General features: G+C 51.0%; 18 protein-coding genes and 1 tRNA gene. 10 read left to right on the top strand and 9 right to left on the bottom strand.

Translation table 11 applies throughout. The features are described 5' to 3' along the window. From flgG to flgB, 6 genes are read right to left on the bottom strand one after another with little or no spacing between them, the layout of a single operon-like run. Positions 1-786, bottom strand: a complete 786-nt coding sequence (gene flgG / locus IEX02_RS10090; protein WP_188694230.1) for a flagellar basal-body rod protein FlgG — start codon at positions 784-786, stop codon at positions 1-3. Positions 787-798: 12 nt separating this feature from the next. Beyond that, a complete protein-coding gene (locus IEX02_RS10085; RefSeq protein ID WP_188694227.1) occupies positions 799-1,530 on the bottom strand; it encodes a flagellar basal body rod protein FlgF in 732 nt (243 codons plus the stop codon). A 10-nt stretch (positions 1,531-1,540) separates the two neighbouring features. Next, positions 1,541-2,905 (bottom strand): flagellar hook protein FlgE, encoded by a 1,365-nt coding sequence (locus IEX02_RS10080; protein WP_188694224.1) that lies wholly within the window; start codon positions 2,903-2,905, stop codon positions 1,541-1,543. A gap of 17 nt (positions 2,906-2,922) precedes the next feature. Then, positions 2,923-3,579, bottom strand: coding sequence for a flagellar hook assembly protein FlgD (locus IEX02_RS10075; RefSeq protein WP_188694221.1), 657 nt, complete (start codon positions 3,577-3,579; stop codon positions 2,923-2,925). Positions 3,580-3,590: 11 nt separating this feature from the next. Next, on the bottom strand, positions 3,591-4,007 hold the full coding sequence (flgC, locus tag IEX02_RS10070; RefSeq protein WP_188694218.1) for a flagellar basal body rod protein FlgC: 417 nt from the start codon (positions 4,005-4,007) through the stop codon (positions 3,591-3,593). A 1-nt stretch (position 4,008) separates the two neighbouring features. Further along, positions 4,009-4,341, bottom strand: a complete 333-nt coding sequence (flgB, locus tag IEX02_RS10065) for a flagellar basal body rod protein FlgB (protein WP_373285000.1) — start codon at positions 4,339-4,341, stop codon at positions 4,009-4,011. A gap of 220 nt (positions 4,342-4,561) precedes the next feature. Between flgB and flgA the strand changes: the two genes are divergently transcribed. The 5 genes from flgA (at position 4,562) to IEX02_RS10040 (ending at position 10,436) form a co-directional block, all read left to right on the top strand. Further along, complete coding sequence (flgA, locus tag IEX02_RS10060) at positions 4,562-5,233, top strand: flagellar basal body P-ring formation chaperone FlgA (protein WP_188694214.1); 672 nt, start codon at positions 4,562-4,564, stop codon at positions 5,231-5,233. Positions 5,234-5,289: 56 nt separating this feature from the next. Continuing rightward, positions 5,290-5,580, top strand: a complete 291-nt coding sequence (gene flgM / locus IEX02_RS10055) for a flagellar biosynthesis anti-sigma factor FlgM (RefSeq protein ID WP_188694212.1) — start codon at positions 5,290-5,292, stop codon at positions 5,578-5,580. Further along, complete coding sequence (gene flgN, locus IEX02_RS10050; RefSeq protein WP_188694209.1) at positions 5,577-6,014, top strand: flagellar export chaperone FlgN; 438 nt, start codon at positions 5,577-5,579, stop codon at positions 6,012-6,014. Before flgM ends, flgN begins: the two co-directional genes overlap by 4 nt. 126 nt (positions 6,015-6,140) lie before the next feature. Further along, positions 6,141-7,304, top strand: coding sequence for an efflux RND transporter periplasmic adaptor subunit (locus tag IEX02_RS10045; RefSeq protein ID WP_188694207.1), 1,164 nt, complete (start codon positions 6,141-6,143; stop codon positions 7,302-7,304). Positions 7,305-7,313: 9 nt separating this feature from the next. Next, entirely contained in the window at positions 7,314-10,436 is a 3,123-nt protein-coding gene (locus IEX02_RS10040; RefSeq protein ID WP_188694204.1) for an efflux RND transporter permease subunit, read from the top strand. A gap of 23 nt (positions 10,437-10,459) precedes the next feature. Here the strand turns inward: IEX02_RS10040 and IEX02_RS10035 are convergent, their stop codons facing one another. Both IEX02_RS10035 and IEX02_RS10030 read right to left on the bottom strand, forming a co-directional pair. Further along, positions 10,460-10,837, bottom strand: coding sequence for a SpoIIAA family protein (locus IEX02_RS10035; protein ID WP_188694201.1), 378 nt, complete (start codon positions 10,835-10,837; stop codon positions 10,460-10,462). A 376-nt stretch (positions 10,838-11,213) separates the two neighbouring features. Next, a tRNA-Ser gene (locus IEX02_RS10030) sits at positions 11,214-11,305 on the bottom strand. 221 nt (positions 11,306-11,526) lie between these two features. On the opposite strand from IEX02_RS10030, the gene IEX02_RS10025 reads away from it, so the two are divergent. Genes IEX02_RS10025 through IEX02_RS10005 form a run of 5 tightly spaced genes read left to right on the top strand, consistent with a single transcriptional unit; the run spans position 11,527 to position 13,605 of the window. Then, entirely contained in the window at positions 11,527-12,195 is a 669-nt protein-coding gene (locus IEX02_RS10025) for a Bax inhibitor-1/YccA family protein (protein WP_188694198.1), read from the top strand. Between the two features lie 39 nt (positions 12,196-12,234). Further along, entirely contained in the window at positions 12,235-12,618 is a 384-nt protein-coding gene (gene tusD, locus IEX02_RS10020; RefSeq protein ID WP_188694195.1) for a sulfurtransferase complex subunit TusD, read from the top strand. Further along, complete coding sequence (gene tusC, locus IEX02_RS10015; protein WP_188694192.1) at positions 12,618-12,980, top strand: sulfurtransferase complex subunit TusC; 363 nt, start codon at positions 12,618-12,620, stop codon at positions 12,978-12,980. The genes tusD and tusC overlap by 1 nt, the downstream gene beginning before the upstream one ends. Then, positions 12,980-13,267: a sulfurtransferase complex subunit TusB gene (gene tusB / locus IEX02_RS10010; RefSeq protein WP_188694190.1), complete on the top strand. Its 288-nt coding sequence runs from the start codon at positions 12,980-12,982 to the stop codon at positions 13,265-13,267. Before tusC ends, tusB begins: the two co-directional genes overlap by 1 nt. Then, positions 13,267-13,605: a TusE/DsrC/DsvC family sulfur relay protein gene (locus IEX02_RS10005; protein WP_188694187.1), complete on the top strand. Its 339-nt coding sequence runs from the start codon at positions 13,267-13,269 to the stop codon at positions 13,603-13,605. The genes tusB and IEX02_RS10005 overlap by 1 nt, the downstream gene beginning before the upstream one ends. Positions 13,606-13,658: 53 nt before the next feature. Here the strand turns inward: IEX02_RS10005 and IEX02_RS10000 are convergent, their stop codons facing one another. After that, on the bottom strand, positions 13,659-13,838 hold the full coding sequence (locus IEX02_RS10000) for a hypothetical protein (RefSeq protein ID WP_188694184.1): 180 nt from the start codon (positions 13,836-13,838) through the stop codon (positions 13,659-13,661). Positions 13,839-13,995: the final 157 nt, after the last annotated feature.

The raw sequence follows: 13,995 nt of genomic DNA, 5'->3' as shown, positions 1-13,995 counted from the left end.
TCAGACACTTTGGTTAATGAAGCGCAGCATTTCGTCTGCAGCCGACACAACCTTGGCATTCATTTCATAGGCGCGCTGGACCGCAATCATGCTAACCATTTCATCCACTACGCTGACATTGGAGCCTTCCACGGTAAATTGCTGTAGTTCACCCAGCGCGTCCTCACCCGGGATCCCTTCCGCCGGCTCACCCGAGGCGGCGGTTGCGCGGTACAAGTTGCCACCTAAGGCTTCCAGTCCGGCCGGATTAACAAAATTGACTGTGGTAATTTGCCCCAATTCAACAGGCGCAGCATCACCTGCCACCACGGCCGTTACTGTGCCATCTCGGCCAATGGCAACCTTAGTGGTATTTTCTGGAATCGCGATATTCTGTAGCAGAGGTAAACCATTGCCATTGACCAGTAAGGATTCTGCATTCAGTTGAAACTGGCCGTTACGGCTATATAAGATTTCGCCATCCGGACTTTCAATCTGGAAGAAACCCTGACCGGCTATCGCCACATCCAACTGGTTACTGGTGGTTTCAAACACCCCTTCGGTGAACTGCTTTTGGGTACCATTGATACGCACCCCAGTGCCCACCTGGATACCAGAAGGCACCTGGTTCAGTTCATCGGCCTGCGTGCCAGGCTGGCGCTGAATTTGGTAAAACAGATCTTCAAATACCGCGCGATCTTTTTTAAAGCCCACGGTACTCACGTTGGCCAGGTTATTGGAAATAGTGGTCATGCGCAGATCCTGCGCTGCCAGCCCGGTTTTACTTACCCACAGTGCTGAATTCATTTACTTCTCTCCTTACCCCTGGCCACCCACCAATTTATTACCGGCCACAGCCAGCTCATCGGCGGTTTTCATCATTTTTACGTTAATTTCAAACTGACGGCTGATGTTCATGGTCTTCACCATTTGTTCTACCGCATTCACGTTTGAACCTTCCAGTGCGCCGCTGCGCACAGTGATAGTTTCATCCCGCGCCAGCGCTTGCTCATCGGCATCCCGTAGCAGTCCATCCAAGCCTTTGATTAATTGCCCTTCACTGCTGACCAATTTGATCCTGGCCTCCTGGGCAATCAAACCGCCGCCAACCGGCACAATATTGAGGGTGCCATCCGCACCGACATCTATATCGCCAAATTCGGGCAGCTGAATCTCTGCACCATCGTCACGCACCCGATAGCCATTGACGGTGACAAAACCTTCACTGTCCACCTGTAAGCTGCCTGCACGGGTATAGGCTTCCTCGCCCTGGGCATCCGTTACCGCCAAATAGCCACCACGGCCGATGGCAATATCCAGATCACGGCCGGTTTCCATAATGGCCCCTTCGGACAGGTCTGTAGTGACCGGCAGCATTTGCGCCTGGTACCGGGTGCGATAGCCGTCGCCACTGACCATCATGGCTTGAGCCTGTTCAAGGTCAGCCTTAAAGCCGGGGGTGCTGATATTGGCCAGGTTATTAGCCGTTACCCTCAGCGCCGTGTTATTGAGCTCAGCACCGGATACCGCGGTATATAGCAATCGTTCCATCGCCCTACCCTCAGGTCGCGTTAAACAGGATTTGCATCATCTCGTCGGCGCTGCTGATGCTTTTAGCATTGGCCTGGTAGTTCTGTTGGAATGACATCAGATCCACCAGCTGTTCACTGATATTAACGTTAGAGCCCATATAAGAGCCGGACAGTAAATCACCACCCGTGCCAGTACCTGGCGCGCCATATAAGGCGTCACCGGACGCAGAGGTTTGATACCAGACCGAGTTATCCCCCGGCTCCAGCCCGTTGACATTAGCAAAGGAGGCTAACACTACCTGACCTTGCAGCTTTGACTCGCCGTTAGTAAAAGTGGCGTAGACTTTGCCGTCTTCGGCCACAGAAACACCGGAAAACTCGCCGGCGGTATAACCATTGGCATCATTTTTATACATGGCAAAACCACTCCCAAACTGGGTAGTGGTGGTCATATCCAAGCTGATGTTTACCGGAGCTGCACCATTGGGGTTACCACTTTCATCCAACGGATTGAAATTCAGTTGCACCTTACGCTGGTTGTAAGGGTCAATTTTATTGTTATCCGGTACACCACCACCTGGAACAACAAAGCCAGGATCAAGAGGTTGCATCTGACCTTCGGCATCAAATGTGACCGACACGACACCGGCACTAACAGTGGCCCCGTTAACATCAACATCCTGGTTACCCACAGTGCCAGGCGTACCGGCTAACTGGGCCGCACTTAAAGGTTTGCCATCCACGAAATACATGACATTCCAAGCATTAGCACCGGTATGATTGAAGTACTGGGTCAGTACATGGCTGTTACCCAGAGAGTCAAAAATTTCGGTAGACTGCGAAAAGTTATAGGCCGACCCGTTACTGGGGTCGAAAGTCGCCGGGGCGACCGGATAAGGAATAGCGTCGCTGGCAGAGCTGAGGTTACCGGCAAAGCTAATGTTGGTACTCGCCTCGGCAGCCATATTACTGCCCTCCACTTTCAGGTCTGTCATCACACCCGGGATCAAATTAGGATCTGGTTGGTCATCAATGCCGTAGCCCTGAAGTTTAGCGCCATTGGCGGCCACAATATTCAGATCATCATCCAAACTAAATTGGCCGGCCTGGGTATAAGCCACACGACCATTATGGGATACGGTGAAAAAGCCCTTACCGGTAATAGCCAGGTCAAGCTCTTTACCCGTTCTGACCAAATTACCATTAGTACTGAAGTCTTCTTTGATATCAGATACCGTAACGCCACCACGCTGACCGCCGTTATAAACTGAAGCAAATTCCGCACTACCGGTTTTAAAGCCAGAGGTAGACGAGTTGGCAATATTGTTACTGGTCACTTCCAGTGCCGATTGGGTACTTTTCAGGCCACTTAAGCCAATTTGAAACATGGACATACAGATATTCCTTGTTGCTAGGCCCGGGCGGCCATTTGATTGATATCAGCTAAGGCAAAATTGCCCAGACCATTGACTTGCAGCAAAATGTCTTCCGCTGAACTTCCCACCGAAATACGCTCAACCTGACCTTCCAGCCAGGTATCCAGGCTGCGAGGCGTGCCATTAATTACCGCATGGGCGCGCACCTGATAGGCACCGGCGTTTTGATCGTTAAACGCGAAGCCCAGCGAGCCGACGCCGCTGTATGCCATTTCCTGCTCTTCCACCAGATTGCCGTCACGGTCATAAAGCTGCACTACTACCTTTTCCGCCTCCATCGGCAGATTCACCTGGCCTTTGATATCCCCGGCTTGTTCCAGTGCCAGGGTGTCACTTTTCACATTCACATTTGTGCCCACCAGTGACGTGGCTTCCAAGACCATCAAACTATCCAGATAACTGACATTGTCCGTCATGCTTTGCTTAATGCTCTGCAGCGACTCGACGTTACTGAACTCTGCCAATTGGCTCACGTACTGGGTGCCATCCAGTGGATCCAAGGGATTCTGGTGACTGATTTGCGCAACCAGCAATTGCAAGAACATATTGGACAGATCAGCTCCCCCATTTGCCGCGATGTTTTCACTTGTTGGCAGGGCCGTTTGGGCATTTTGCGCTTGATTTACATTCATGACCGTCTCCGTTACTGGCCAAGCTTAAGAATGCTTTGCTGCATACTGTTGACCCGGCTCATCACTTCCACCGACGTCTGGTAACTACGAGAAGCAGACATCATGTCAGCCATTTCTTCGAGGGCATTGACGTTGGAGTAAAAAACATAGCCTTCGCCATTGGCCAAAGGATTATTCGGCTCATAGCGCTGCTCCACCTGTTTGGACGACTCCACCACCCCAAGCATTTGTACTTTTGCTGAAAGTGCGGAGCCTGGCTGAGCAGCTTGGTAGACGGCGGAAAAAACCGGCTTAAGGGCACGAAATGCGTCTTCGCTGCTGGCAGCGGCGGTATCGGCGTTAGCTAAATTAGAAGCGATAGTGTCCAAGCGCATAACTTGCGCACGCATGGCGCTGCCGCTGACCTCATAAATACTGTTAAACGACATATCACTCTCCCTTAATGGCTTTATGCAGGCCGTTAATCTTCATATTCAGGAATGTCAGGCTGGTTTGAAAGTCCATACTGTTGGCGGCAAAGTTGGCCTGCTCAACATTTAGCTCAACCGTGTTACCGTCCGCCGAGGCCTGATTGGGAATCCGGTACATCATCTGAGTAGCGGCATCTACACCATCAAAGCGCGGCTTGGTACCCGCAGAGATCCCGCTGGCAACATCGCGCATCACCTCGGCATAATTCACATCCCGCGCTTTAAATCCGGGTGTGTCGACATTCGCGAGGTTGCTTGCAATAATTTCCGCGCGGTTCAGCCTCAGTTGCATGGAAAACGGATGTACACCTAATGCCTTGTCAAAGGGTTCCACGATTGTTCTATTCCTGTTCATCTGGTTGCAGAACTAAAACAAGCTTCATGCCAAAAAATAAAAATGTTATTTTTCATAAAGATAAATGGGGAACATGATCATTACAGCAACAAAAGCGGAAGCGGTACTTCCGCCACGGAAACACCCTAGCTTCCGGTTCGGATGTGGAATACTGGCGATGCTTTTATTGCCCGTTTCTTATGCGGACGACGTACAAAGCCGACTAAAACAACATATCCAGACGGAAATTCAGCGCTTCGTTAACGATGCACCACATCCACCTGAAAAGGTTCAAATCACATTGCGTATGGCCGCTGGTATTAAAGAACAAAGCTGTCATCGTTTGCAGTTCAGCCGAGCCAATGCCAACTCGCTACCTGTTGGGCGAGTTGGTTACCGCATTGAGTGCACCGCCCCGGCGCGCTGGCAAGGGCGTGCGGTGGCAAACATCGCGGTGTGGATGCCGGTTGTGGTAGCGGGCCGAACCTTGCTGCGTGATGAAACACTGTCTGCGGATATGCTAAACACGGCCAGTCGTGACCTTGGCAGTCTGTCTCAGGCCCCCGTACTCAGTGCTGATAACGTGCTAGGCATGACAGTTAAGCGTCGTATACAACAAGGGGATGTCCTGACCTTAGCTGTATTGAGTGCACCGGATGTGATTAAGCGCGGCGATCAGGTGACCTTGATAATACGAAATATGGGCTTTGAAGCCAGCACCCGAGCCGTAGCGCTGGAAGATGCTAAAGTAGGTCAACGATTAAAAGTGGAAAACCTGACATCCGGCCAGACGGTAGATGGTATAGCGCTGGAAAATGGTCTGGTGGAAACACAGATAAAAAAACATTAAAGATTTTCCAACATCTGGTCGCCTGGGATAAGTAGAGCGAAATAGTGAGCAACAACATGAAAATACAAAGCCAGCCAGCGCTGCCGGTGGACAAGCTTCAGCAGCAGGTAAAACAGACTGCCTCTGAGCAGCAGCAACCAGGATTACAACGCCAGGTGAACAATCAAGCGTCCACTTCGGTCAGTGATACCAGTAAATCTGCCTCACAAGCCTTCTCGGCGTTAGCGGAGCACGACGGCGTAGATATGCAGAAAGTACAGCAGATGCGTGATGCCATTGCTAATGGTGAGCTGGTGCTGGACGAAGCGCGTTTAATCGACGCCTTATTGGACATGCACAGATCATGAGCATTAACAGTGTCAAAGGCTTTATTGCCAGCTTACGAGATGACCTGGCAAATCTAAATCAGCTTATTTATGCCCAGGAAAAGCAGTATGAGCTGCTAAGCCGTCGAGAGAGCTCACAGCTGACACATCTGAATCAGGACATTCTGGCAACCCTTGAAACGCTGCGTCGTTCTAATGAGCACCGTGAACAATACCTGCAGGAACTTGGACTCACGCCGGATAAAGCGGGCGCACAACACCTGAAAGAACGCCTGCCCTCTCCCCTTAAAGAAGCCACAGCCCGTTTGCTGGAAGAACTGGCGATGAAATCCAGCGTATGCAGTATGATGAACGAACGCGCTGGTCGCCTACTGGCCAACCAGCGGCAACTACTTAACCGCCTGACCGGGGCGCCTAGCCAGCAGGATTATCCACAATTTCCTATACCGCGCTAATCCAAGCCAATACCTTGGTTTCTTTCACTTTTTAGCAATCGCTTCTAGTATTGTAACTGTTCCCGTCTTAGCATGACGGCTGCAACAATAACAAGCCATCGGTCATGTATACCGGGGAGATTGCCCATGAAGTGTTTGCGCTTTCGTTTATCCTGCTCGTCCTTTTTCCTTTTTGCCCTGTTTCTCAGCGGTTGTAACAAGCAACCTTCGGCGCCTGCCACCGCCCCGCCCCCCTCGGTGAGCGTTTATTACATTGAGGTTCAGGAAGTAGGTAACTATCGTGAGTTTGTTGCCCGAACCGAAGCCTATCAGGAAGTAGAATTGGTGGCCCGGGTCGCCGGTGAATTGGTTGAACGCAATTTCAATGAAGGCAGCTTTGTTGAGCAAGGGCGCCTGCTCCTGCGTATTGACCCTGCAGAATATCAATCCGGCGTTGCCCAGGCCGAAGCGGACTTAAGCAGTAGGATTGCCGCCGCCGAAGGCGCGGAACGTGACCTGAAACGCGGTAAGGAAGTAGCGGGCCAGGGCTATATCTCTCAGTCTGATTTAGATAAGTTAACCACCATGGCGTCTCAGGCCAATGCCGGGGTGGAAGCTGCTAAAGCCGCATTGGAAAAAGCCAAGCTTAACTTGGGCTATACCGAAATTCGGGCGCCCTTCTCTGGCCTGATAGGCAAAGTGGCGTACAGTACCGGCAATGTGGTGGGTCCGCAAAGCGGTCCACTGGCCAGTCTGACAGCCATCGATCCTATTTATGTCAGCTTCCAGGTCGAAGAAGCCGATTACATCAGCTACCGCCAGCGCAACAGCCAGGCTCAGCAGTCGCCTGACCAGGCCCCTTTCGAACTGAGATTACGGCTTCCCAACAACACTGAATATGCACAAAGCGGTACGCTGGATTTTGCCGACACCAAGATTGACCAGAGTACCGGCACCGTTGAACTACGTGCGTTTTTCGCCAACCCCGACCAAATTGTGATGCCGGGCCTGTTTGTTACCTTGATGGTGGAAAGCAAGGACAAAAGTCAGTTGGCTATGGTGCCTCAAGCGGCAGTACAAGACAGCCAGCAAGGCAAGTTTGTGTTGGTGGTGGACAGTAATCAGGAAGTCAGCCGTCGCCCGGTGACGCTTGGCCGTCGAATCCACGCTATGTGGGCAGTAGAGTCCGGCCTCAATGCCGGTGATCAGGTGATTATTGAAGGGCTGCAAAAAGTCAGGCCCGGTATTCAAGTACAAAGTGTGATGAAACGCGTTGACCCTATCACGGGTGTTGTCAGCGATAATCTATAAGGCCGGCCGATGATCAGTAAAATCTTTATTTACCGGCCCAAATTTGCGCTGGTTATTTCCATTGTTATTACCCTGGCGGGTTTAATTGCCCTGACCCAACTGCCGGTCAATATGTATCCGCAGATCACGCCGCCACAGGTACAAATCAATGCGGTTTACCCGGGCGCCTCCGCACAGATAGTGGAAGAGTCGGTCATCAGGCCCATTGAAGAAAAGGTCAATGGGGTGGAAAACATGATGTATATGGAGTCCACCGCCTCGAATAACGGTACAGCCAACATTACGGTTTACTTTAAAGTCGGTACAGATACCGATATTGCCCAGGTGAATGTACAAAACCGGGTGGCGCTGGCCGAAGCCGGGTTACCCGAAGAAGTTAAGCGTCAGGGCGTCTCAGTGAAGAAGCAGTCCAGCAACATGTTGATGGGGGTGACGTTATACTCAGATAGCCCGGAGCTGGATGCCATCTTTCTCTCCAATTACGCCACCAATTATCTGACCGAACCCTTAGGCCGTCTCAAAGGCGTGGCGGCGGCCACGGTTATGGGTGAGAAAACCTATTCCATGCGTATCTGGCTAAACCCTGACAAAATGACCTCACTGGGCATTACCGTGAGTGATATTCGTCAGGCCCTGGGCGAACAAAATACCATAGTGGCTGCCGGAAAGTTGGGCGCTGCCCCTGTCCCGGCGGGGCAACAATTTGAATATGCCATTCAGGCCAGGGGCCGATTGCAAAGCCCGGAAGAGTTTGGTCAAACTATTATCAGATCAAACCCCAACGGCAACTTTGTGCGCCTGCGCGATATCGCGAGAATAGAGCTGGGTTCAAAAGACTACGCCATTGAAGCCAAACTTAATCAGCAGGACACCGCCTTTTTGGTGATCTACCAACTCTCTGAAGCCAATGCCACCGAAGTGGCGGCATTGGTAAAAGCGAGGATGGATGAGCTGAGCCAATCTTTCCCGCAAGGTCTGCACTACTCTATCCCCTTTGACAGCACAGAGTTTATCGAGCGCTCTATTGAAGAGGTGATCGCCACGCTGTTTGAGGCGGTGGCTCTGGTGATTCTGGTGGTTTTTTTGTTTTTGCAAAACTGGCGGGCGACGCTGATCCCTTCTATTGCCATTCCGGTTTCGCTGATTGGCACCTTTGCCTGCATGCTGGCGTTGGGCTACAGCATTAACACTATCACCCTGTTTGGCCTGGTGCTGGCAATAGGCATAGTGGTCGACGATGCCATCATAGTCATTGAGAATGTTGAACGCATTTTAAAAGAAGAGCAGCTAGCGGTTAAAGACGCCGTGGCCAAAGCCATGCAGCAAGTTACCGGCCCTATTATTGCCACCACACTGGTGCTGCTGGCTGTGTTTGTACCAGTAGGGTTTATGCCCGGCATCACCGGCGAACTCTATAAGCAGTTTTCCGTCACTATCTCCTGTGCCGTGCTGATTTCCTCTATCAACGCCCTGACCTTAAGCCCAGCCTTGTGCTCTTTGCTACTACACAAAGATATGCGGCCGGTACGCTGGCTGGCCTTTTTTGAGCGCGGTATTTTATCCAGCACTCATCATTACCAGGGGCTGGTAGGCCACATATTGAAACGTGCAGGTCGTATGAGCCTGGTCGCGCTGCTGTTGTTTGGCGCCACTTTGTGGCTGGTGAAGACTGTACCAACGGCTTTTGTGCCTGGCGAAGATCAGGGCTTTGTATTTGTTGATGTGCAATTGCCAGACGCCGCAGCCAGCAACCGCACCTTAGATGTTATGCATAAGATCGACGACATAGTACGCAACGACCCGGCGGTCAGCGACTTTATCGCCGTTTCAGGCATCTCCCTGTTAGGTGGCGCAGCCTCTAATAATGGCCTGGGCATTGTGGTACTCAAGGACTGGGAAGAGCGTGAAGACCCTGCGTTGGGACTGCAGCAGTTGATTCCAAGACTCATGGGACAGCTTTGGACCTTACCCGATGCACAGATCATGGTGTTTAACCCACCCCCTATTCCTGGCCTGGGGGCCAGTTCAGGTTTTGAGTTCCGTTTGCAAGACAGCGAAGGTCGCGACCCGGTTGCCCTAGCGCAAGTGATGAACGGCCTTATTTTTGAAGCCAATCAACGCCCCGAGCTTACCCGGGTATTCAGCACCTACAGGGCCAATGTGCCGCAATATTTGCTGGAAATAGACCGCAACAAAGCCAAGGCTCAAGGGGTGGCACTGAATGATATTTTCCTGACTCTGCAGGCCCAGCTTGGTTCTTTATACATTAACGATTTCAACCAATTCGGCCGAACCTATCAGGTCATGATGCAAGCTGATGCTGCCTACCGTACTCAGGCCTCAGATTTACAACACTATTATGTGCGAAATGCTCAGGGCGATATGGTGCCTCTGACCACCTTGGCGTCACTACAACCCATCTTAGGGCCAACCAGCATCCAACATTTTAACCTATACCGCAGTGCCAGTGTCAGCGGACAGGCCAGTGAGGGCTACTCCAGTGGGCAGGCGATTGCCACTATGCAAGAGCTGGCAGAAGCCCTACCAACAGGCTACACCTACGAATGGGCAGGACAGTCTAAACAGGAAATGGAAGCTGGCAATATGGCACCCATTTTATTTGGTCTGGCGGTATTGTTTGTTTACCTGTTTCTGGTTGCCCAATATGAAAGCTGGAGTATCCCCTTCTCGGTGATTGCCGCTGTGCCCCTGGCCCTGTTTGGGGCAATGCTGGGTCTTTTCAGCGTGGGACTGGCCAACAATATTTACGCTCAGGTCGGATTGATTCTGCTTATCGGCCTGTCCACTAAAACCGCCATTTTGATAGTGGAATTTGCCATGGAACAGCGGGCTCAGGGCGAGAGTATCTTCGGGGCCGCGTTAAACGCAGCGAGGCTGAGATTTAGGGCCGTATTGATGACCGCCCTGTCCTTTATTTTGGGCGTCCTGCCTTTGGTCTTTGCCAGTGGCGCGGGTGCCGCCAGTCGCGTGTCACTCGGTTTGACTGTGCTATCTGGTATGATAGCGGCCACCCTGCTTGGCACGTTGCTTATTCCTTTGTTTTACGCGCAGGTGCAACGACTCAGGGAGCGGGTTAAAGGACAATCCAAACAACAAGATGGTAACGCGTAACCTGTTATAACTCGAAGGCTGTACTAGCCTTCGAGTAACCAGGCTAAGGCGTCGCCTTCGTTTTCAAAGTAACGGGCCTGTCCCTCAATAAACCAGCCCCCTAGCCGGGTCACAAAGCCTTGCATTGGATTGTGGCCCACCACAGCGATACGATGAAACGCACTGCCGTGTTTCATGCCCAGCTTGAAGTCATCCCATGCTGCTCTGAGCTCCCATCCTTGAAAGTCCCTGGCATCCACTAATGCGTTAATCCTGGGTTTAGTCAGGCCCCCTATAGCCTGCTCTAACATAGGAGTCAGCAGTTGATAATCACTGTGGGTTAGTTTTCCCCATAGCCTTAATGTCAGAAACACGTGTTCGTCATGTCGCTCCAGCCCGATAGCCATTCCATGCCGGTGCATTTACCCTCCCGATTCGCGCATTAAATGGAATTAAAAAGATTATAGGCAAGTTCAGGTGCCGAGGCGTTAAAGGGCGAGTGCCATCACTTTCATACCGATATCGCGGATATCTGTTTGAAAAGGCTACTCGCCCAGCAGTGCAGTCCCTTCTCGGGTGTACAACCGCATCCCTTGAATATTACTGCTTATAGCGCATCAAGCCAGACAAAAGGCTCCTCGCGTCTGCGCGCTTCTTCAACCACCAGGCCAAGCATAGCGAGGCCATCGCCACCCAATAGACGCATAGAGAACAATTATCTGACTACGCGAGGGATGACAAAACACAGCACAAAAGAAAACGGCCCGGTTCTTTCGAACAGGGCCGTTTTCTTTAATATGGCGGAGAGCGAGGGATTCGAACCCCCGGAAGGTTTAACCCTTCGCCTGATTTCAAGTCAGGTGCATTCAACCGAGCTCTGCCAGCTCTCCGTGAAGTGGCGTGCATACTAATGAGCTTTTTGCGCCTTGTAAAGGGTATTTTTTCTTTAAATTACTGAATGATGACAGTTTGAGCAGATTGCTCTAATAAACAGCAATTTGGCGCAAACCGACACCACTACAAGCGGAATTCCTTGAAAATGGAACTAAAGCCCATAAAAATAGCCAAAGAAATCAGCTAGTGTTTAACTGGTTTAACTTCGGAGTGATAAATGGATCAGAGAACCCTTTATAGCAGTTCGTCACAAGCCTCGGTATTGGAGACAAACAAAGTACTGCGCAACACTTATACGTTGCTGGCCATGACCTTGGTCTTCAGTGCTGTGTGTGCAGGCTTGACCATGGCCGTGGGTATTTCCCCATTGGCTGCCATTGGCATGAACATCGGCGCCTTGGTGCTGCTGTTTGTCGTTAACAAAAAAGCTGACACCGCATCTGGTATTTTCTGGGTGTTTGCGTTTACCGGTTTACTCGGTGGTTCGCTTGGCTTCACCCTGAATTACTATGCCGGTTTGCAAAACGGTCCAGAGCTAATTATGCAGGCATTCGGTGCAACCGCCCTGGTTTTCTTTGGTTTGTCAGCATACGCTTTGACCACCAAAAAAGACTTCTCCTTTATGGGTGGTTTCCTGATGATCGGTATGATCGTGGCGTTAGTTGCAGCGATTGCGAATATTTTCCTGCAAATTCCGGCCATGAGTCTGGCCATCAGTGCAGGTATCGTGCTGATTATGTCTGGTTTTATTCTGTTTGATACCAGCCGTATCATTAACGGTGGCGAAACCAACTACATTCGTGCAACCGTGAGTCTGTACCTCAGCATCTACAATTTGTTCACCTCCATCCTGCATCTGCTTGGTGCGTTCGGCGGAGACGACTGATACACTAACGCCCTGCCAAGCAGGGCGTTTTTTTTATCTATGGCGACATTTTCCATTCTAGTAACCTCAGCTCCTTTTGATACTCAGGGCAGTAACAGCGCCCTTAAGTTTATCCAGGCCGCACTGGCACTAGGACACAGTGTTAAAGGGGTATTTTTCTATCAAGCTGGCGTTAACAATGCCAGTGCCTGGCTTACACCTCCCGCTGATGAACTGAATCTGTCCGTTGCATGGCGGGCGTTAAAGGCACAGGGTGTGGAACTTCATGTATGCAGCACCGCCGCCGCCAGGCGAGGATTGCTATCCGAACAAGATAGTCAGGAACAAGGTTATAGCGGCCACAATATTCAGCCCCCTATGACCGCCAGCGGTTTAGGCCAGTTTATGGAGATGCTGGATGTTGATCGGGTGGTACAATTCTGATGACAAGCAAACGAATCGCCATTATTAACCGAACAGCCCCTCACGGCCATAGTCAAGGCCAGGAAGCACTGGATATGACGTTGGTAGCCGGAAGTTTTGGACAGGACGTTGGCTTATTTTTTTTAGATGACGGTGTATTTCAGTTACTTACCGGTCAAAAGCCTGACGCTGTATTACGCAAAAACTACAGCAAAACCTTCGCCGCCCTGGAGTTCTACGACATCGATACCTTAGTCGTTTGCCAGCAAAGCCTGCAGGCCAGAGGGTTAACTCAAGCCGATCTCTGTATACCAGTGCAAGTACTAGCACCCGACGCGCTGCGGGAAGCATTAGCCAGCTTTAACCATATAGTGAGTTTTTAATGATCCTGCATTTGTTACGTGCCAGCCCCTTTTCAGACCAAAGCCTCTGCCAGTGTTTGGGCAGAGTAACTGAGCAAGATGGCATAGTGCTTATGCAGGACGCCGTGTATGCCCTCAGAGGGCAAGAACAAGCCTGGTACAACCCGATGACCTCAGTTTCATCGCTTTATGCCTTGAAGGAGGATATAGAGGCTCGTGGCATCAGCGCTCCGGAGCAGGTTCATGTTATTGGTTACCCTGAATTGGTGACCCTCACCCTTAAATTTGACAACGTAATTAGCTGGTAATGGAACAATCAATAGAATTTAACGGCCGCACTATCCTGGTCGATAAAGCCGGATACTTATTAAACAACCAGGATTGGGACGAAGCACTGGCCCTGCATTTAGCACAACGCGAAGGCATTGAAATGACCGACGCCCATTGGGAAGTGGTGCGTTTTGTGCGTGCCTTCTATCAAGAGTTTAATACCAGCCCCGCGATCCGCGCACTGGTCAAGGCAATGGAAAAAACCTATGGTCCGGAGAAAGGCAACAGCCGCTATTTACAGCGATTGTTTCCAGAAGGCCCGGCCAAACAAGCCACTAAATTGGCTGGTCTGCCGAAACCGGCAAAATGTTTGTAGAGATACCACATTCTGGATGGCAGCTTGTGCTCCTTCGCTAACCACTAACGGGGTCAACTCAATAAGCCGTTGTATATGGTGACAAAAGTTAACCAGAACAGATAGGCAACCATGCCCACTGTGGCAATCAGGGTCAGGTAGTAGAGCACCTTCATCAACAGGCGCACATCAGAGGTGACTTTCATAGGCAAGGCGAGTGGCTTATCTGAAGAGAGTAAAGCACAACTTTTCATCAATGAAAGTTTTCGATCTGATTCGGACCTCGCCACGCTTTGGCATCCATGCTACCGAGGCATACCATCCCTGAGTAAAAACGGGCCAATCGGCCTAATGCCGATCAGTTAAGAAATATTCGAGCGATCGGTTGACCGATCCTTCGAGGCGTTCAGA

This window comes from Bowmanella pacifica, from assembly GCF_014645355.1.
In the GTDB taxonomy this organism is placed as follows: domain Bacteria; phylum Pseudomonadota; class Gammaproteobacteria; order Enterobacterales; family Alteromonadaceae; genus Bowmanella; species Bowmanella pacifica.
This window is presented reverse-complemented; position numbering and strand designations above follow the sequence as displayed.